Origin of the sequence: Paraburkholderia sp. HD33-4, from assembly GCF_021390635.1 — a bacterium.
Lineage (GTDB): Bacteria > Pseudomonadota > Gammaproteobacteria > Burkholderiales > Burkholderiaceae > Paraburkholderia.
The window spans coordinates 1809671-1829253 of the sequence record NZ_JAJEJS010000002.1 but is presented as its reverse complement, the minus strand read 5'-3'; the positions used below and the strand labels follow the sequence as shown (position 1 = coordinate 1829253).

Sequence of the window (19583 nt, the reverse complement as noted above, 5' to 3'; positions counted from 1 at the left end):
ACGCTCGATACACGCACGATCCGAGTCGCGCATCCGCATAGCGTAGAGCAAACCTCACGAATGCTCGCGCTATCCCAGACCAACACCATTCCCCACGCACGCAGTGCAACTCGCATCACCAGTCCTCCTTCACCGCGCGAACTGCATCGACCGACACAGCGCCGCGTCCCGCGACCACTGCGGTCGTGCACGACAGTACCAGCATCACCACCGCGACGGTGCCGAGCACGAACCACGGTACATGCAGTGACATGCTCCAGTGAAACGACTGCGGATTGACGACGAACACGAGAATCAGGCTGACTGCGAAACCAAGCGAGAAACCGAGCGCAATGCCGCATCCGGTGAGCAGACCGCCCTCCGATGCGAGGATCGCGAAGATCTGCGCGCGCGTCACGCCGACATGGCGCAACATCCCGAATTCGCGGGCGCGCGCGAGCGTCTGCGCGGAAAACGTCGCGGCGACGCCGAACAAGCCGATCACGATCGCCACCGCCTCGAGCAGATACGTGACGACGAAACTGCGGTCGAAGATGACCAGCGTGCGCGCCCGGATCTCTCCCGGTTGAGAAGATTCGAGCGAAGCGCCAAACGGCAATGCCTTCAAACCTGCGACGACGCGTTCGACACTCACGCCCGGCTCGACGGTCACGGCGACATCGGTTGCGGTGGAGTCGCCGGTCAGCCGCCGATAATCGGCAAGCCGAATCTGGATCGCGCCGCTTTGCCGCGCGTAGTCGCGCCAGACGCCGGCTACGACGAACGTCCGGCCATGCTCGCCAAGCGGTAACCGCACACGTTGCCCCAACTTATAGCCATATAGGTCGATCATTGCTTCGGATACCCAAATAGGCATGTCACCGGCGCGAAGTGCGGACGGGGATAGCACCGCGCCGGTCATCTGCAGAGTTGCGCCCGGATCGGCTGCGTCGATATCGCGCGCGAGCAGCGCGACGTCCGGGCGTGCGGGATCGAGCGTCAGATGCGTGATGCGCGCGAACGCAGCGTTGCGGACGCCGGGCACCGTCGAGACGCGCGTCTGTTCGTCCGGCCGCAAACCGCCACTGTCGCCGCTATTACCCCCCGACGCTACGCGCACGTACAAATCGGCGGACAGCAGATGCGTGATCCAGTCGTCGACCGATACGCGGAAGCTGGCGACCATGATCGCCATCGCGACGATCAGCGCGAAGCTCGACAGCACGCCGCCCATTGCGATCGACGCCTGCCCCGGCGCATTCGCGAGACGCGCAATCGCGAGCGTGCCCGTCGCACCCGCACGGCGCCGCGTGCCGCGCGCGCGGCTCGCTGCGCCGAATATCAGTGCGGTCACGCGCGGCATCAGCGCAATGCCGCCAACGAGCAGCAACGCGACCGCCAGATAACCGGCAATAGGTGCATCGAACCACGGCGGCACACGCGTCAGCACGCCGGCGACCAGCAAACAGCCGAACGCGGGCCATGGCGTCGCGAGCCGCGCCAACGCGCTTTCCTCGGCGCCGGCCTTGAGAGCCGCGGCCGGTCGTGCGCGCGCCGCGTCGATGGCGGGCGCGACGCTGCCCAACACCGACACCGCGACCCCGAGCGCGAGAAACACCGCGCTCGCGAGCGGCTCGAAACCGACGCGCGGTTGTACGCCTGGAAAATAGCCACCACCGAGATCGCTGCCGAAAAAGCGCAGCGCACCGCTGGCCATCGCGTAGCCGAGCGCGAGTCCGCACAACGAGCCGAGCAGGCCGAGCAGCGCGCCTTCGAGCAGGATCTGGCGCAGCAGCTGAGCTCGCGTGAGTCCGAGCACGCGCAGCATCGCGAATTGCGAGCGGCGTCGCACGACACCGAGCGCCTGCGTCGAAAACACGAGGAACGCGCCCGTGAACAGCGCGACCAGCGCGAGCACGTTCATGTTGATCCGGTAAGCACGAGACAGACGATCGGTGCGGCTTTCGGTGTCGCGCGTCTCGGCGACCACCCACGCGGTGCCGAGCTGCTGTTGCAGAGCCCGTTTGAAACGTTGCCGATCGACGCCGCGTTCGAGCTGCACGTCGATGCGCGACAGCTTGCCCACCTTGCCGAATCGCCATTGCGCGGCGGCGATGTCCATCACCGCGAGTCGTTGTCCCGGCCGCGTGCGCACGAGCCCGCCCGCGACACGCAGATGCAGGTCCGACGTGCCGCTGCGCAGCGTCACGTCGTCGCCGGTCTTGACGTTCAGCCATTGCTGCGCGGCTGTCGACAGAAATATCGCATCCGAGGCGAGCGTGTCGAACGGGCGGTCAGGCGAGGGCACACCGATCAGATCGGGCGTGATCCGGCTCGCCTTGAAAACGTCGACGCCGAGGACGGGCAGCGCGCCGCTGTGTCCCGGCACCGCGACATCGAGCGCGAGTGCGGGGCTCGCCAGCGCCACGCCCGACTCGTTGGCCAGTTGCGGATAGAGGGACTCGTCGATGAAAGGCTGCGCGCCGCGCACCTGCAGATCCGCTTCGCCGGACAGACTGCGCGCGGCCGCCGAGAATTCGTTGAAGGCCGCGCTGTTGATCAATTGCACCGCGTAGCCGAGCGCGACGCCTAGCGCGATGGTCGCGATTGCGACGAGTGCGCGTCCGCGATGACTGCGCCATTCCGCGGCCAACAGCCAGCGCGCGAGAGCCCGATATCCGGGCGCGCGCGGCGACGGATGAAGGTCAGCGGCCATCGTCGGTCGAGCGGGCTGCGGCGTGCGAGGCATTCGCGGCTTGATCGCGCGCGGCATGCAGGCCGCCGTCGCTCAGGATCAACACGCGGTCGGCCACGGCGGCCGCGGCCTCCGAATGCGTGACCATGATCGTTGCCGCGCCGGTCGCCTTGCTTTGCGCGCGGAACAGGCCGAGCACGTCGTGCGCGGTGGCGGGGTCGAGGTTGCCGGTCGGTTCGTCGGCGAGCAGCAGCGTTGGGCGATGCACGAGTGCGCGCGCAATCGCGACGCGCTGCAACTCGCCGCCGGAGAGATCGCGCGGAAAGTCGTCACCGCGTCCGCCGAGCCCGACCGCCGCGAGCATGTCGAGGGCGCCGGCCGTCGGCAGATCATTGAGCAGCAGCGGCAGCGCGACATTCTGCGCGAGCGTCAGATGCGGCAGCACATGAAAAGCCTGGAATACGAAGCCGAGCTTCTGGCGGCGCAGACGCGTGGCGGCGTTATCGTCGAGTTGCTCGACCGGGCGTCCGTCGATCAGCACGCTGCCGCTATCGGCGTGGTCGAGTCCGGCGATCAGGTTGAGCAGCGTCGACTTGCCGACGCCCGAGTCGCCCATGATCGCGACGAACTCGCCCGCCGCGAGCGTGAAGTCGAGCCGCGCGAGCACGATGCGGCCGGTGCCGTACCGCTTGCTCAGGCCGCGGCATTCGAGTGCGGGTACGACGACGTCGTCACGAAGCATCATGCGAGAAGGTCCGGAAAAGGAGCCGGGCGAGGGGAGCCCGCTGGGCGAATTGAGTGTGCCTCGTCGCGCGAATTTCCGCAGCAGGAAGCATGGCGCCGCGCGGTTTTTTCCGTAAGGTAAATGGAATATTTCGCGTCTGGAGCTGAGCAGTTTCAGCGTTCCTGGATCGAGGCGCTCGGCACAGTTGACGCCCCGCTCACGGGACGATTTAGAGCGCCGCCCCAAAAAATTTTTTTATCGTCGCTCGGGCAAATTTTTGCTTAACGGCTGCCCATTCGTACCGGTAATGGAGCAGCAAAGAGCACGATCCGTTCCAGTCGAATCGGCCCTATAAACAGCGCATGCTTAAAAGCGGCCAACCTCCGCGTAATTGCCAGCTTTTGCCGCCAAATTATCAAGGTCCCGCGCGGTCTTTGTAACAATGTGCAAACGCACATTTTGATGCGTTTTGCAAGCGCCCACGTCACAACAATTTATTGTGGCGCGGATTTCGCCGCTGTTGCGATGCAAAATTATTCTTATCTTGGTAATCTCCCACCCTTGGTCAGTCGGCTGCGGGTAAACGTGTAGCGGGAAACCCCTCCACGCGTCAATTTCAGCGAACTCCAACTTACATTTCCATTTCGATGCCTGCTGTTTCTGGGGGTGTTGACGCGGCGTTTTGTACTTCAAGTTTTGACAGAGCACATGCCATTGCCTCTCCTAAGTCTTCTCATCTGGATCCCCATCGTTGCCGGGTTCGTGGTTCTGCGCGCCGGGTCCGACGCGGCGCGTAATCGCACGCGCTGGCTCGCGCTGATCGGCGCGGTGGCGGGTTTCTTGCCGGTGATCCCGCTCGTGGCGAACTTCCGTAACGACGTGACCTCGATGCAGTTCGTCGAGAACGTCCGCTGGTCGCCGACGTTCGATATCGCATGGCATGTGGGAATCGACGGGATTTCGCTGTGGCTCGTCGCGCTTACCGCGCTGACGACGATCATCATCGTGATCGCGTCGTGGGAGTCGATCACGCAGCGCACCGCGCAGTACTTCGGCGCATTCCTGATGCTGTCGGGCTTCATGCAGGGCGTCTTCACGTCGCTCGACGGCATGATGTTCTTCATTGCGTTCGAGGCGACGCTGATCCCGTTGTATCTGCTGATCGGCACGTATGGTCAAAAGAACCGCACGTATGCCGCGGTGAAGTTCTTCTTCGTGTCGTTCCTCGGCTCGCTGATGATGCTGATGTCGCTGCTCTATCTGTATAGCCAGACGCACAGCTTCGACCTCGCCGTGTGGCGCGAAGCGCATCTCGACATGGTGCCGCAGGCGTTGATCTTCCTCGGCTTCCTCGCCGCGTTCGGCGTGAAGGTGCCGATGTGGCCGCTGCACACGTGGCTGCCCGACGTGCACCTCGACGGCCCGACCGGCGCCGCGGTGATGATCGGCATGCTGAAGATCGGCGGCTACGGCCTGCTGCGTTTCGCGCTGCCGATCGCGCCGCAAGCGAGCCACTTCTTCGCGCCGATGATGATCACGCTGTCGCTCGTCGCGGTGATCTACTCGAGCCTGCTTGCACTCGTGCAAACCGACATGCGCCGCCTGCTCGCGTATTCGACGGTCGCGCACATGGGCCTCGTCACGCTCGGTCTGTTCGTCTTCAACCGCTTCGGCCAATCCGGCGCAATCGTGCAGATGATCTCGTACGGCGTGGTGTCCGGCGCGATGCTGTTGTGCACCGGCATGCTCTACGACCGCACGAAGAGCGCATCGATTGCCGAATACGGCGGTGTCGCGAACACGATGCCGCGCTTTGCCGCTTTCGTGATGCTGTTCTCGATGGCCAACATCGGTCTGCCGGGCACGTCGGGTTTCGTCGGCGAATTCATGGTGCTGATGGGCGCGATCCGCTTCAACTTCTGGATCGGCGCGATCGCCGCGACCACGCTGATCCTGAGCGCGGCCTACACGCTGTGGATGTACAAGCGGGTGATCTTTGGCGCGATCGCCAATGCACGCGTGGCGAAGCTGAAAGACCTCGGCAAGCGCGAGTTCGTGCTGCTCGGTGCGTTGGCGCTGCTGGTGCTTGCGATCGGTCTCGATCCGAAGCCCTTCACCGATGCGATCGATCCGTCGGTCGGCACGCTGCTCGCGCAATCGGAACGCTCGGCGCTTCCTTCGGATAACGTGCCGGCGGAAGGTGGCGAGCATCTGCAGGCAGCGGCGCCCGGACCGGCACCCGTCGCCGCGCACACTCCGGGTTAAAAGAACAGAGCGCAAGAGCCGTTGTCGCATCCGCGCGTCAGGATGCGGCGACGCTCTTGCGCTTTTGCGCGTCGCAACCCATCCCTTTGTGAATGTCCGCGCGGCCGTAGTGCCGCGAAACCGCTGCGCGTCCAGCGAGTTTTAGCGCTTATTTCAGGGGACTTTTGCGATGCGTCAACTTTTCGATGCTTCGTTTTGAAGCGTCGCAAACGACGCTGGTGAATAGGGTGTGCGGGGAAATGCGGCAACGTGTCGCACTGCGTTGCGGCGCAATAGATCGTTGCTAAATCGAGTGTTTATTAGCCTTCGATGCCCCCCTATTATGCGAGCGCTTATTAATGGAGAGCCGTCGAATGACGTTCGTTGAAGTCAAAAAAACGAGGCAGTGGATATGAAAGGACGGACGCTTGGAAGGCCGGCAGGTTTCATTTCCGCCAGCCTCATGTTGCTGCTTTCGGGTTGCAGCAACCTCGATATTCTGAATCCGAAGGGGAGTGTGGGACTGGCGGAGCGTGATCTGATCGCGACTTCGACGTGGGCCATGCTGATTGTCGTGGTGCCGGTCATTGCGCTGACGCTGTATTTCGCGTGGCGTTATCGCGCGTCGAACAGGAACGCCGAATACCGTCCCGGTTGGACGCATTCCACGGCGATCGAAGTCGCCGTCTGGACGATTCCGACGCTGATCATTCTGTTCCTTGCCGTGTTGACGTGGAAGAGCACACATGAGCTCGATCCGTATCGTCCGCTCGAGTCGCAGGTCAAGCCGATCAACGTCGAAGTCGTCGCACTCGACTGGAAGTGGCTGTTCATCTATCCGGACCTGGGCATCGCGTCGGTGAACCAGCTCGCGATTCCGGTCGGCACGCCGGTGAACTTCCGGATCACGTCGGACACGGTGATGAACTCGTTCTTCATCCCGCAGCTGGGCGGCCAGATCTACGCGATGGCAGGCATGCAGACGCGCCTGCACCTGATCGCCGATCACACCGGCGACTACGCCGGTCTCGCGGCGAACTTCAGCGGCAAGGGCTTCTCGGACATGAAGTTCCGTACGCTCGCGACGTCGACCGAAGACTTCAACGCATGGGTTGCGAAGGTGCGCGCTTCGTCGGACCGCCTCGACATGGACCGTTATCACGCGGTGTCGGAGCCGAGCGAAAAGGACCCGGTGCGTTACTTCTCGACCGTCGATCCGAAGCTCTTCAACAACATCATCGCCCGCTACAACAACGGCAACGTCATCGACAACATGAAAGACGCCAACTGTGCGCCTAAGGGGTAACGCATGTTCGGAAAACTAACCCTCGATGCGATTCCGTATCACGAGCCAATCATCGTGACTGCGGGCGCCGGCATGGTGCTCGCCGCACTGGCCGTGCTCGGCGGAATCACGTATCTCGGCAAATGGCGCTACCTGTGGAGCGAATGGCTGACGTCCGTCGATCATAAGAAGATCGGCGTGATGTACATCGTCGTTGCGTTCATCATGCTGCTGCGCGGCTTCGCCGACGCGATCATGATGCGTATGCAGCTCGCGCTGTCGTACCTGAGCCCGGGCTTTCTGCCGCCGCATCACTACGACCAGATCTTCACCGCGCACGGCGTCATCATGATCTTCTTCATGGCGATGACGTTCATGGTCGGTCTGATGAACCTCGTCGTGCCGCTGCAGATCGGTGCGCGCGACGTCGCGTTCCCGTTCATCAACTCGCTGAGCTTCTGGATGACGGCGGTCAGCGCCATCCTGATCAACGTCTCGCTGGTGATCGGTGAATTCGGCCAGACCGGCTGGCTCGCTTATCCGCCGCTGTCGGAACTGCAGTTCAGCCCCGGTGTCGGCGTCGACTATTACCTGTGGAGCTTGCAGCTCTCCGGTATCGGCACCCTGCTGACCGGCGTGAACTTCTTCGTGACGATCGTGAAGATGCGCGCTCCGGGCATGTCGTTCATGAAGATGCCGGTGTTCACGTGGACCGCGCTGTGCACGAACGTGCTGATCATGGCGTCGTTCCCGATCCTGACCGTCACGCTCGCGTTGCTCGGTCTGGACCGTTACCTCGGCATGCACTTCTTCACGAACGAAGCCGGCGGCAACGCGATGCTGTACCTGAACCTGATCTGGGCCTGGGGCCACCCCGAGGTGTACATCCTGATCCTGCCGGCGTTCGGTATCTTCTCGGAAGTCGTCGCGACGTTTGCGAAGAAGCCGCTGTTCGGCTACAAGACGATGGTATGGGCAACCTGCGCGATCATGGTGCTGTCGTTCCTCGTGTGGCTGCACCACTTCTTCACGATGGGCTCGGGCGCTGACGTCAATGCGTTCTTCGGTATCGCGACGATGGTGATTGCGATCCCGACCGGCGTCAAAGTGTTCAACTGGCTGTTCACGATCTACAAGGGCCGGCTGCAATTCACGACGCCGATTCTGTGGACCCTCGGCTTCATGGTCACCTTCACGATCGGCGGCATGACCGGCGTGATGATGGCGATTCCGGGCGCGGACTTCGTGCTGCACAACAGCCTGTTCCTGATCGCTCACTTCCACAACGTGATTATCGGTGGCGTGCTGTTCGGCTATCTGGCCGGCTTCAACTACTGGTTCCCGAAGGCGTTCGGCTTCAAGCTGAACGAGAAGCTCGGCAAGGCCGCGTTCTGGTTCTGGCAGATCGGCTTCTGGGTTGCGTTCACGCCGCTGTACGTGCTCGGCTTCATGGGCATGACGCGTCGTCTGAATCACTATGACAACCCGGCATGGCATCCGTGGCTAATCGCCGCCGCGTTCGGCGCGGTGCTGATCGCAATCGGTATCGGTTTCCAGTTGCTGCAGCTGTTCGTCAGCATCCGCGATCGCAATCTGCCGGAAAACCGCGATCTCACGGGCGATCCGTGGGACGGTCATACGCTGGAATGGGCGACGAGCTCGCCGCCGCCGGCTTATAACTTCGCGCACATCCCGACGATTCGCTCGCTCGACGCGTTCACCGAAATGAAGTCGCGCAAGGGTGCCGAAAAGGTGCCGGTGTATCGCGACATTCACATGCCGTCGAATACGTCCGCGGGTCTGCTGGTGGGTCTGTTCTCGCTGGTGCTTGGTTTTGCAGGCGTGTGGCACATTTGGTGGCTTGCGATCGTCGGTTTTGTCGGCGCGATCGCCACCGTGATCATCTACAGCTTCCAGGACAACGAGGGCTATTACATTCCGGCCGACACCGTCGCGCTGATTGAAGAGAAACACAACGGCGGCGCTGGTGCCGTGGCCGGTGTCGGCGCGCGTGCCGATGCACAGGCCGCGCTGGAGGTGGACTGATGTTACAGAAGACTATTGCGGTTGAACCGCAACTCGCGCCGGACCATGTGCCGTCGCACTCGGTGTTCGGTTTCTGGCTGTACCTGATGACCGACTGCATCATCTTCGCGGCGCTGTTCGCGGTGTTCGCGGTGATGAGCCACCAGTTCGCGGGCGGACCGAGCGGCAAGGACCTGTTCGAGATTCCGGGCGTCGCGCTCGAAACGACGATGCTGCTGCTCTCGAGTATCACGTACGGCTTCGCGATGCTCGGTGCGCACAAGAACCGCAAGGGCGTGCTGCTTGGCTGGCTCGGCGTGACGTTCCTGCTGGGCCTCGCGTTCCTCGTGCTGGAAATGCGCGAGTTCTCGCACCTGATCGCCGAAGGCGCGGGTCCGAGCCGCAGCGCGTTCCTGTCGTCGTTCTTCACGCTGGTCGGCACGCACGGTCTGCACGTGACGTTCGGCCTGATCTGGATGGTGGTGCTGGCGCTGCAGGTGATGCGTCATCGTGACCTGACCGAGCGCGACATGATCCGTCTGACGTGCCTGAGCCTTTTCTGGCACTTCCTCGACGTCGTGTGGATCGGCGTTTTCACCTTTGTCTATCTTGCGAGCGTGATCTAAATGGACCATAGCCATAGCGCCCACGGCGCACACTCGGAAGGCGGTCACGGCAGCTTCGGCAGCTATACGGCGGGCTTCGTGCTGTCCGTTATTCTGACCGTCGCGGCCTTCGCGATCGTGATGACCGGCACGTTGACGGGCCAGAGCGCTTTGTTCGCGATCGCGGGCCTCGCGTTCGTGCAGATCCTCGTGCATCTGGTGTTCTTCCTGCATATGAACACGTCGTCGTCGCAACGCTGGAATGTGACGGCGTTTGCGTTCACCGTGCTGACCGCGGTGATCGTGGTTGGCGGGACGTTGTGGGTGATGCATAACGTCAGCATGAATATGATGTCGCGGTAAGCGGATAACGCTTTAGCGTTGGCGTCGGAAAAAAGCCCCGCAAGATTTCGGTCTTGCGGGGCTTTTGTTTTGTCTTGACGGTTTGCGTTTTACTGCGCTCGTGACGCGCGCTGTTGCTGAAGTCGCCATATGGCATGGCGAATTGCATTGCGGCTCCAGCGCGAAGCTTTGAGAAGCGGCCGCATCCGGTTGCCGCGCACTTTCTCCAGCGGCCGCGCGGCCTGTGGCGCGAGTTGTTCGACCACGGCTTCCGGCGTCGTGAAGAGGCGCGTTTTCCAGTCGTAGTTTCTTTGCAACAGCGCGCCGAAGCCTGCGAGCGACGATAGTTTTACAAACCTTATAGGTAGTTTTGCAACCGCTTCTAAGTGCAATACGCAATTCCAATGGCTATATTCTCCTCTATCAAGAGGGCGTTTGAAGCTTTGAACAAATGATTGGCTGCGAGACGATTCTTTCGGGTGTTAGAATTCGCGCCCATATACCAACATCGACCAGCAATTGTTTGATTGGATGCATTAAACGGCGAAGGTTCTCTCGTGCACAACACGAAAAGCCAGCTCGGGAAATGCGGCTACGTTCGGCCGATGAAGAAATAAAACTAAACGATTCAACCCGGGCGTCGCATATTGCGCAAGGCGCGGCGTTCACCTCTCTCATTGCAAAGGATCGAATCCATGTGCGGCATCGTCGGCGCGGTTGCGCAACGTAACATCGTTCCCGTCCTGGTCGAAGGACTTAGGCGGCTCGAATATCGCGGCTACGACTCGTGTGGCGTGGCCGTGTTGACGGCAGACGGTCCGCAGCGATTGCGCAGCGTTGCGCGCGTGGCAGAACTCGAACAGCAGGCGCACGAGGCGCAATTCAAAGGCGTGACGGGCATCGCGCACACGCGTTGGGCCACCCACGGCGCGCCCACAATGAATAACGCGCATCCGATCTCGTCGCGCGACACGCTTGCAATCGTTCACAACGGCATCATCGAGAACTACGAGTCGCTGCGCGACACGTTGCGGGAAAAGGGCTACGAATTCGTCTCACAGACTGATACTGAAGTCATCGCCCATTTGATCCACAGCCTATACCGGGGCGATCTGTTCGGTGCCGTACGCGCGGCCGTGCAGCAGCTTACGGGCGCCTATGCGATTGGCGTGGTGCACAAAAGCCAGCCGCATACGGTGGTGGGCGCGCGCGCCGGCTCGCCTCTCGTCGTGGGCTACGGCGGGGGCGAGAACTTCATCGCCTCGGACGCACTCGCCATTGCAGGCAGCGCCGCGCGCATCAGCTACCTGGAAGAAGGCGACGTGTGCGAGATCTCGCTCGAGGGCGTGCGCATCGTCGACCGCAGTGGCAACATCGTGACGCGCGAGGCTCGTGACGTGCAAGCGTATGTGGGAACGGTCGATCTCGGTCCGTATCGACACTACATGCTGAAGGAAATTTTCGAGCAGCCGCGCGCGATTTCCGACACGATCCAGGCGCTCGACACGTTCGACGCGAGCATCTTCGGCGAAAATGCGGGCGCAATCTTCAAAGACATCGATAGCGTCCTGATTCTCGCGTGCGGCACGAGCTATTACGCAGGCCTTACCGCGAAATACTGGCTCGAATCGGTGGCGAAGATCCGGACTGAAGTGGAGATCGCGAGCGAATACCGCTATCGCGAGTCTGTGCCGAATCCGCGTGCGCTCGTCGTGACAATCTCGCAGTCGGGGGAGACCGCCGATACGCTTGCCGCGCTCACGCATGCGCAGTCGCTCGGCATGGCGCATACGCTGGCTGTGTGCAACGTGGCGACGAGTGCGCTGGTGCGCATCACGGAACTCAAGTTTTTGACGCACGCAGGGCGCGAGATCGGCGTGGCGTCGACGAAGGCTTTCACGACGCAGCTGGTTGGCCTGTTCATCCTCGCTGTGACGCTCGGCAAGCTGCGCGGCCACATGAATGCGGAGCAGGAAAGCGCGTACCTGCATGAGCTGCGCCACCTGCCGTCCGCCCTCAACGGCGTGCTCGCGCTGGAGCCGCAGATCATTGCATGGTCGGAGGAATTCGCCCGCAAGGACAGCGCGCTCTTCCTCGGGCGCGGGTTGCATTATCCGATCGCGCTCGAAGGCGCGCTCAAGCTCAAGGAAATCTCGTACATCCACGCCGAAGCGTATCCGGCGGGCGAACTCAAGCACGGACCGCTCGCGCTCGTGACTGAGGCGATGCCGGTGGTGACGGTGGCGCCGAACGACGCCCTGCTTGAAAAACTCAAGTCGAACGTACAGGAAGTGCGCGCGCGTGGCGGCAATCTTTATGTGTTTGCCGACGTCGACACGCACATCACGAGCGAAGGCGGCATTCACGTGATCCGTATGCCGGAGCACTACGGGCTGCTTTCACCGGTTCTCCATGTGGTGCCGCTGCAACTGCTCGCATATCACACGGCATGCACGCGCGACACCGATGTGGACAAGCCGCGCAATCTCGCGAAGTCCGTGACGGTGGAATAAGAGACCAAGACGAAACGAGTTAAGAGAGCCGAGCGGAGTGCCGGTCGAGCCATTCGCGGTGGTGTAGTAGAAGCGCACGAGCGCCATCGGATTGCTGCTCGTCGTCAGTTCACCCACGTGGTACGAAAGCGCGAGCGTCTTCGCCGATCTCAACCGGAGCCGGACGCGCAGCCGCTCGCCCACGTCGCGGAGCGTCCATGATGCACTCAACGGCATGTCGAGCGCGCTTTGCTGTTCGCGCTTCGCTATGGTACGAAGTGCTGGCGATAGAGCCAGCCCAAGTGGCAAATTGCGTTGCGACTCCAGCGAAAAGCCTTCAATAGAGGCCGCATCCGGTTGCCGCGTACTTTTTCCAGCGGTCGTGCCGCGTGCGGTGCGAGCTGTTCGACCACGGCTTCCGGCGTCGTGAAGAGGCGCGTTTTCCAGTCGAAGTACAACGGATAATGCAGCAGCACCCCCGCGCACAGCATGTCGAGCGTCAACGTGCGTTCACGCCACGGGAGCGGCGCGAGGGCGTCGTGGGTGAGTCCCCACCCTGCGTAGAACGGCAGCCCGTAGGTGAAGACCGCTTTGCCGCGCAAGAGCGCGTCGAAACCAGCAAGCGATGAGAGAGTGTGAACTTCATCCGCCGCATCGACAAGAGACAGCAGGTCCGCTTCGGTATCGACGACGTCGGCAAGCTGCTGTGCGTCGATCAGTCCGTTGCGGTTACCCGAGAGCACATCGGGATGGGGCTTGTAGATTACGAAGGCATCGGGGCGCAGGCGGCGCACTTCGCGGAGCAACGCGTCGGCGGTACCGATTGCTCGCGTGCCGAGGCGGATCGATGCATCGTCGGCGACCTGGCCGGGGACCAGTACGATCTGCTTGCCGACCGGAGCCGTCCATGCAGGACGTCGGCGGCCGAGGTTGTACTTGGTGACACCGAGTTGCACAACCTTCTTGCGAAGCGCTGCGGCGCGTGCCAGTTCGGCGCCGCTGAACTCGGTATTGTTGAGCAGTACGCTTAAATCGCTCGGCTGGCTCGCATCGAAGTACAGACCGCGGCGATCGATCACCTGACTTCGCGGCGCGATCATGTCGGAACCGAGACCTGTCGAGTGGAAGAAGCCGTCTTCGATCCTGACGTGACGAACTTCCGGAGCGAGGCCGTCCGCGCTGCGCGCGCCCCACAGGATCGCGGATTCGTGAGATTCCACCGAATGCGGCTCCGCCGTCCAGCGTAAGGACGAATTGCCCGCCGTGACGTAAGGCGTCGCAAACGGGCGCTTCCACCATTGGAAACGCAGTGCCGCTACGTCATGCAGATCGGCGAAGCGTTGCTGGACCGTATGCTGCAACTCGATGCTGTCGAGTAAATCGTCGAGAGTGCCACGTGTGTACGTGGACGGATTCAGATAGCGCGTCGAGCGCACGAACACGACGTCGAACAAGGTGGCGAGCGTAGGGCGCGCGGTACGGTTCGTCAACGGTTGGTCGTCATGCGTCAGGCCCCAGCCTGCATAATACGGGGCGCCGAATACATGGACGTGAGCGCCGGCCAAAAGAGCATGCATGCCTTCCGACGCGCTTAGCGTGTAGACGTGGTCGACATGAGTCAGGGCGGCGCACAGGGACTCGTGGTCGGCGAAACGTCTCGTGCCGACGGGCAACATCGGTTCCGATGATGCGGACAGCCAGCGACCCCGTCCTTGATCGTTCGATTGAGCGATCCAGAATTCGGCTTGTGGATGGGCGCTCGTGGCGGCTTGCACCATTCGCGCAAAAGCTTTGAATGAGTGATGCGTCGCGCGCGCGCTCAATCCTTTTGAGCGCACGCGTTCGTCGATGAGTAGTACGCGTTCTTTGCTTCGTGGTTCCAATAGCGCGACGGGGCAGCAAAATCGCGAGTTGCGTATTGGCGATGCGTGACTGCGCGCGAACCTCTGCATTAATCGTTGCGATTCGGCGACTACTTGGGAGCTGTGATGATGTTCGATTGCGGCCGCGAGTGCTTCGTTCAATGCGGCGGCGAAAGTTTCGGCGCAGGCGTCGGCAAGCGGCATCGAGAACCACGACAACAATGGTGTGCCGGTCGGTCCACGTGACCAGACCGGGCCCGGCCACGCAGCATCAATTTGCGTGCCAAGTAGACGTGCGACGCGCAATGCAATCCGGCCATGTACCCGATCAATCCACACATGCTCGACGCTCCATTGTCGGAGTCCACTCCACAAACGCAAGCCGCGCGTGAGACTACGCAGATCGATTGGGACGTTCGTGGATGCCTCTTCACTTACGATGACGTGTTCCTTCATTTAGCGCAGCGTTTCAAGAAAGGCATCGACGCGTTCGAAATGCTCAGCCCACGTTGGTTCGCGAAATCGCTCGATACGGCCAAGTTGCGCATCGCGCTCGGGGCTCTTCGTCTGCGCGTAAGCATGGATGCGGGCGAGCCAGCCGGGGCCGTCGAGCGGGTCCAGATAGTCGGGGATGGTGTCAGCGATCTCGTGAAAGACGGCGAGATCGCTCGCGAGTACGGGCACTCGCAGCGCGAGCGCCTCGGCGAGCGGCATGCCGTAGCCTTCGACGAACGACGGGAACAGGAGCGCCTGGCAGTGTTGTAGATAGGCGTGCAGTTTTTCGTCGGAGCAGTCGGCTTCCTCTATTAAGACGCCTTTTAGTGACTCGCAGCGTTCAAGCAAGTCGATAACGTTCTCGCATTCCCAGCCGCGTCGACCGACTACCACGAGCTTTGGTGTGGCGGCGCCAAGTTGTTCGGCGAGGCGGCGCCAGACGTGCAGGATAAACCAATGGTTCTTGCGCGGCTCAATGGTGCCAAGCATCACGAAATACGGCATGGCGATTGGGCGCGTCGCGAGTGGGCGGGGGGTAACACCGGAGCCGAGGTGGGCGACAACTGTCGGCGGAAGTGGAAGGTTGGCGCGTTGGGCTTCGGCGGCGAGAGAGTCGAGTGTGGCTTGCGAATTCGTGATGAGCCCACTTCCGTGCTTCAACGCGGTGTGTATGCGATTGCGATGTGTGGCGTCGACGCCGGGGCGGCAGTATTCGGCGTGAGTCAACGGGATTAAATCGTGGACCATGAATACAGGGCGAATGTCGCGCTTTGCCATTGCGTCGTAATACCGGCCAAATTCCATGCCATTATGGCTAGTGTGCAGAAGAATCCCGCGCAGCTTGATCTCCCGCAGACGACTAAGGCAAGCGCGTGCGACCATAACCCGGATTGCGTTTCGGTTTTGCCTCGAGGAAATTAATAGTGCAAACGTTTGCTGCGAATCTCGCTCGCTTAGGACTGTGGAGAAGCCACGTTCGCTGAGAACAGCGCGGGCGTTGTTGCCATATTTTTCAATATACGCGAGACCGACCCGGTCTACGCCCGTTGGCAAAAGGCCGTCATAGAGGCGTGTAAGGAGACGCGTGACGTCCAGGAAAATAGTTGACACGGGAGCGGAAATGTCTCTTGTAGCGGGTAGACGGAAGTTGCGAGTCTTTTACTTGTGGCTTTTTGATTACAGACGTTCATTCTACCTCCGTACGTGAGAGAATTTGTCGCTATGCTTTGTTACAACTGGCTACAATTTTCTGCGTGAGGGCGTTTTACGTGGGTTGACGGGGATGAGGCCAAGATACTGGCTGTCAATCGACGACTTGGGGTGATGCTAGTCTGCCGATATGACATACCTGAGTGAGCAACGCAAGGTCCAAGGGCGGGCGAGCGCAAAGCACCGACAATCAATAGATCGATAGTAATGAAAGCAAGTTATACAAGTCCTATGGCAGTAACTGCCGCCATCATTTCTGGGGACAAGCGAGCGTCAATAAAGCGTCAACGCCCTCTGGTAGTCTGGTTTACCGGTATGTCTGGGGCAGGCAAATCAACATTGGCCTGTATGCTCGACAAGGAATTGCATTTCCGAGGCCTTCATACCGCGCTACTTGATGGTGACGGCCTCCGTCTTGGTCTCAACAGTGACCTGGATTTCGCTGATGCTAGCCGGCGCGAAAGTGTTCGCAGGGCGGCGGAGGTCGCATTCCTGATGTTCGAGGCGGGGTTGATTGTCATCACCTCGTTGATTTCTCCGTTTCGAGCTGACAGGGATGCTGCTCGAGCATTGTTTGCGAGTGGGCAGTTCATCGAAGTGCATGTAGATGCGCCAATCGAGGTTATTGAGGCGAGGGACCCGAAAGGGCTTTATAAAAAAGCTCGCGAGGGTAGATTGGCGAAATTCACAGGAATCGATTCACCTTATGAACCCCCTGTAAATCCGGAGCTGCGTCTGAACACCGCCGAACTGACGCCGCACGATGCGCTGCAACGCATCCTGTCTGTACTCGGAGTGCTACGGATCGAATCGATCACCGCATAGTGCCGGTCATTTGGTTTGGGCCACTGGAATACGCGGTGTGTACCCGAATCGAACCGATGAACGGCTTCAGGCAGCTGGAATTTCAATTTTCATAACAATGTGTCATTTGACTCGACTGCGTGAGACAATTCGCGCCGAACCTTTATGACCCACTTACTCTTGCAATAAATGTCGCCTCCGTCTTGTAGTGTTATTTTTATTGCGGCCATCATTGGCGCCTTTTCGCTTAGCGGCTGTTCAAGTATTCCAACGTCGGGTCCCAGCCGTTCTCAGGTCGGCGCCAGCGTATCCGGTGCCAACCCCGCCGGTATTCAGATCGTCGATGTGACGGACGATGTCGCGCGAAGGTTGTTCGCGGAGCGCCACACAGGAGATTTCTCTGCCGAGTTGGGCGACAGTACGTATTTCCAACAACAACTCGGCGTGGGCGACACAATCGAGGTGTCGATCTGGGAGGCGCCGCCCGCCACGCTGTTTGGCGCGGCTCAAATGGACTCGAAAGGTTCCGGCAGTAACGCGCGCGTAACTGTGCTTCCAGATCAGAATATTGAAGGAAGCGGCAATATCAATGTGCCATTCGCGGGTGAAGTGAAAGCGGCGGGAAGGACCCCGGCGGAATTGCAGCGCGACATTGCGGCACGCCTAAAGAATATCGCTCACGACCCTCAGGTGCTCGTAAAACTGTCACGAAATGCGACTTCATATGTCACAGTTGTCGGAGACGTGGCCAATAGTACCCGGATGCCGTTGAGCGCGCGCGGGGAGCGGCTTCTCGATGCTCTAGCCTCAGCCGGTGGGGTAAAGCAACCAGTCGACAAGATCACGCTTCAGGTCACGCGAGGCCAAACAGTTGCATCGTTGCCGCTCGAAACCGTGATTCGCGATCCTCGACAGAATGTCCCGCTGCATGCGGGCGACGTTGTGACGGCGTTGTTCCAGCCGTTCAGCTTCACCTCGCTCGGCGCGACTGGCAAGAATGAGGAAATCAACTTCGAAGCACAAGGAATTACGTTGGCTCAGGCCTTGGCGCGCTCTGGCGGGTTGCAAGATTCCCGTTCGGATGCGCAAGGCGTTTTCATTTTCCGCCTCGAAGATGCAAATGCGCTACCTTGGCCGAATACGCCCGTACGCACGACTGCCGACGGCAAAGTGCCTGTGGTTTATCGCGTGAATCTGCGTGATCCGAACTCGTTCTTCGTCGCACAAAGTTTCATGATGGACAACAAGGATCTTCTGTACGTGTCGAATGCACCGATCGCTGAACTGCAGAAATTCCTGAATGTGGTTTTCTCTGTTGCATATCCGGTGATTACAGGCGTTCAGACCTTTAAGTGATCCTTGATGTGAGGACGACGCGGAGTGCGTCGTTCGTATTCCGGGTCTTTGTCAAGTATGAACAAGTCAGTGATCGACTTCGTCTCCGAGCGGTTTTCATCCGCAAGAATGCGAGATGCCATCAGGGAGTTAGCGGATCGTCTGAAAAAAATGCCGCGTATGCCGAAAGCAATCGCCCGACCTCTAGTTCGCGCGAGACGCGTTCGACTGGTGCCCGATGCCAGTCGCACTATACAGGACTCACACGCCAGGCGGTTGCTCGTTGATATCTCTGTCATCTTTCGGAGCGATTCTCGCACAGGAATTCAGCGTGTTGTTCGGGCCATCCTGGCACAGTTACAAAATGAATGTCTGAATGGAATCGTCGTTCAGCCGGTGGTTGCGACGCGAAAACACTCATATCGGCTTGCGACGTGGTCTCCCGAGGAAGCTCAATTGGGCGATATAGTGTTTCCCGCGCGAGGGGACGTCTTCCTGGGACTCGATCTGTCAGCGCACATTATTCCAGCGCGTTTGTTGGAAATGGCTCGTTGGAAGGCTGCTGGCGTTCGGTTTTACTTCGTGATTTACGACCTGTTGCCGCTCGAAAATGAGGAATGGTTTTCGGCGAAACTTGTGCGAGCTTTCAGAAAATGGATAACTGCAGTGGTCATCCTAAGTGATGGTGTTTTTTGTATTTCACGCGTCGTAGAAAATGCTTTCAGATCTCTTCTGAAAAATGAGTACGGCATGCGCGACGGGGAAATAGCGAGCGAAACAATCCCCGTAGGTGCGCATATCGCGGATAGCGTGCCCAGCAAAGGGCTGCCAGATGGGTTCGCCGACGTGTTTGACAAATTCATCGGACCGATCGTGTTGATGGTTGGCACGGTCGAACCACGAAAAGGACATCGGGAAATATTTGACGCGTTCGATCATCTTTGGAAGATCGGTTGCAGAACAACGCTCGTGATAGTGGGGCGCCCCGGGTGGAAAACTGAAGCGCTACAGTCAAGCATTCGTGCACACCCGCAATTTGAACACTCCCTTTTCTGGTTCGATCGTGCTAGCGACGAGGCGCTGGAGCGCCTTTACCAAGGGTGTTCAGGAGTTGTCGTTGCGTCGAAAGGGGAAGGTTTAGGGTTGCCACTTCTTGAGGCGTTGAGCTACGGCAAGCCCGTACTTGCGAGGGATCTGCCAGTATTCCATGAAATTGCTGGAGAAGAGATTAGCTATTTTGAGCAATTTACGGACACGGAGACGCTCGCGCGGCGAATCGACGCGTGGCTCAATACGACATGCAAAAAACAGACCTCTACGAAGGATTTGAACTTTCTGCCGCTACACTCATGGCGTGACAGCATGGAATGCATGCTCGCGAAGATATATAACGTGACGTCCAATTAGGGCGCTCTGGAATTTGCAGATCGGATACGACGAGTGACCGCTCCGAAATGTCCTGCACGTCCCGCAGATAAATAGTCCCC

The 19583-nt window shown here is 60.1% G+C and carries 14 protein-coding genes; 9 read left to right on the top strand and 5 right to left on the bottom strand.

Annotation, left to right across the window (positions count from 1 at the left end):
• Positions 1 to 115 precede the first annotated feature (115 nt).
• Together L0U84_RS28350 and L0U84_RS28345 are read right to left on the bottom strand one after the other, a co-directional pair.
• Complete coding sequence (locus L0U84_RS28350) at positions 116 to 2695, bottom strand: FtsX-like permease family protein (protein ID WP_233854998.1); 2580 nt, start codon at positions 2693 to 2695, stop codon at positions 116 to 118.
• Positions 2685 to 3419: an ABC transporter ATP-binding protein gene (locus L0U84_RS28345; protein ID WP_233854996.1), complete on the bottom strand. Its 735-nt coding sequence runs from the start codon at positions 3417 to 3419 to the stop codon at positions 2685 to 2687. Before L0U84_RS28345 ends, L0U84_RS28350 begins: the two co-directional genes overlap by 11 nt.
• A gap of 687 nt (positions 3420 to 4106) precedes the next feature.
• Between L0U84_RS28345 and L0U84_RS28340 the strand changes: the two genes are divergently transcribed.
• The 5 genes from L0U84_RS28340 to cyoD all read left to right on the top strand — a co-directional run bounded on the left by L0U84_RS28340 (position 4107) and on the right by cyoD (position 9920).
• Complete coding sequence (locus tag L0U84_RS28340; protein ID WP_233854994.1) at positions 4107 to 5663, top strand: NADH-quinone oxidoreductase subunit M; 1557 nt, start codon at positions 4107 to 4109, stop codon at positions 5661 to 5663.
• A gap of 391 nt (positions 5664 to 6054) precedes the next feature.
• Positions 6055 to 6948, top strand: a complete 894-nt coding sequence (gene cyoA, locus L0U84_RS28335) for a ubiquinol oxidase subunit II (RefSeq protein WP_233854992.1) — start codon at positions 6055 to 6057, stop codon at positions 6946 to 6948.
• Positions 6949 to 6951: 3 nt separating this feature from the next.
• On the top strand, positions 6952 to 8973 hold the full coding sequence (gene cyoB, locus L0U84_RS28330) for a cytochrome o ubiquinol oxidase subunit I (RefSeq protein ID WP_233854990.1): 2022 nt from the start codon (positions 6952 to 6954) through the stop codon (positions 8971 to 8973).
• Positions 8973 to 9578, top strand: coding sequence for a cytochrome o ubiquinol oxidase subunit III (gene cyoC, locus L0U84_RS28325; protein ID WP_018425052.1), 606 nt, complete (start codon positions 8973 to 8975; stop codon positions 9576 to 9578). The genes cyoB and cyoC overlap by 1 nt, the downstream gene beginning before the upstream one ends.
• Positions 9579 to 9920, top strand: coding sequence for a cytochrome o ubiquinol oxidase subunit IV (gene cyoD / locus L0U84_RS28320; RefSeq protein WP_129963997.1), 342 nt, complete (start codon positions 9579 to 9581; stop codon positions 9918 to 9920).
• A gap of 89 nt (positions 9921 to 10009) precedes the next feature.
• Here cyoD and L0U84_RS28315 read toward each other — a convergent pair whose 3' ends face one another.
• Positions 10010 to 10291, bottom strand: a complete 282-nt coding sequence (locus tag L0U84_RS28315) for a hypothetical protein (protein WP_233854988.1) — start codon at positions 10289 to 10291, stop codon at positions 10010 to 10012.
• 303 nt (positions 10292 to 10594) lie between these two features.
• Here L0U84_RS28315 and glmS point away from each other — a divergent pair, with 303 nt between their 5' ends.
• On the top strand, positions 10595 to 12412 hold the full coding sequence (glmS, locus tag L0U84_RS28310) for a glutamine--fructose-6-phosphate transaminase (isomerizing) (protein WP_233854986.1): 1818 nt from the start codon (positions 10595 to 10597) through the stop codon (positions 12410 to 12412).
• Between the two features lie 245 nt (positions 12413 to 12657).
• Here the strand turns inward: glmS and L0U84_RS28305 are convergent, their stop codons facing one another.
• Together L0U84_RS28305 and L0U84_RS28300 are read right to left on the bottom strand one after the other, a co-directional pair.
• A complete protein-coding gene (locus L0U84_RS28305) occupies positions 12658 to 14709 on the bottom strand; it encodes a capsular polysaccharide export protein, LipB/KpsS family (protein ID WP_233854983.1) in 2052 nt (683 codons plus the stop codon).
• Positions 14710 to 15858: a glycosyltransferase family 4 protein gene (locus tag L0U84_RS28300; RefSeq protein ID WP_233854981.1), complete on the bottom strand. Its 1149-nt coding sequence runs from the start codon at positions 15856 to 15858 to the stop codon at positions 14710 to 14712.
• A gap of 306 nt (positions 15859 to 16164) precedes the next feature.
• On the opposite strand from L0U84_RS28300, the gene cysC reads away from it, so the two are divergent.
• The 3 genes from cysC to L0U84_RS44060 all read left to right on the top strand — a co-directional run bounded on the left by cysC (position 16165) and on the right by L0U84_RS44060 (position 19503).
• Entirely contained in the window at positions 16165 to 16782 is a 618-nt protein-coding gene (gene cysC, locus L0U84_RS28295; RefSeq protein WP_233854979.1) for an adenylyl-sulfate kinase, read from the top strand.
• Between the two features lie 168 nt (positions 16783 to 16950).
• On the top strand, positions 16951 to 18117 hold the full coding sequence (locus L0U84_RS28290) for a polysaccharide biosynthesis/export family protein (protein ID WP_233854977.1): 1167 nt from the start codon (positions 16951 to 16953) through the stop codon (positions 18115 to 18117).
• Between the two features lie 69 nt (positions 18118 to 18186).
• Positions 18187 to 19503, top strand: a complete 1317-nt coding sequence (locus L0U84_RS44060) for a glycosyltransferase family 4 protein (protein ID WP_233854975.1) — start codon at positions 18187 to 18189, stop codon at positions 19501 to 19503.
• Positions 19504 to 19583: the final 80 nt, after the last annotated feature.

Coding starts and splice junctions, on each gene's coding strand:
- L0U84_RS28350 (WP_233854998.1), bottom strand. CDS start 2,695: ATGGCCGCTGACCTTCATCCGTCGCCGCGCGCGCCCGGATATCGGGCT.
- L0U84_RS28345 (WP_233854996.1), bottom strand. CDS start 3,419: ATGATGCTTCGTGACGACGTCGTCGTACCCGCACTCGAATGCCGCGGC.
- L0U84_RS28340 (WP_233854994.1), top strand. CDS start 4,107: ATGCCATTGCCTCTCCTAAGTCTTCTCATCTGGATCCCCATCGTTGCC.
- cyoA (WP_233854992.1), top strand. CDS start 6,055: ATGAAAGGACGGACGCTTGGAAGGCCGGCAGGTTTCATTTCCGCCAGC.
- cyoB (WP_233854990.1), top strand. CDS start 6,952: ATGTTCGGAAAACTAACCCTCGATGCGATTCCGTATCACGAGCCAATC.
- cyoC (WP_018425052.1), top strand. CDS start 8,973: ATGTTACAGAAGACTATTGCGGTTGAACCGCAACTCGCGCCGGACCAT.
- cyoD (WP_129963997.1), top strand. CDS start 9,579: ATGGACCATAGCCATAGCGCCCACGGCGCACACTCGGAAGGCGGTCAC.
- glmS (WP_233854986.1), top strand. CDS start 10,595: ATGTGCGGCATCGTCGGCGCGGTTGCGCAACGTAACATCGTTCCCGTC.
- L0U84_RS28305 (WP_233854983.1), bottom strand. CDS start 14,709: ATGAAGGAACACGTCATCGTAAGTGAAGAGGCATCCACGAACGTCCCA.
- cysC (WP_233854979.1), top strand. CDS start 16,165: ATGAAAGCAAGTTATACAAGTCCTATGGCAGTAACTGCCGCCATCATT.
- L0U84_RS28290 (WP_233854977.1), top strand. CDS start 16,951: ATGTCGCCTCCGTCTTGTAGTGTTATTTTTATTGCGGCCATCATTGGC.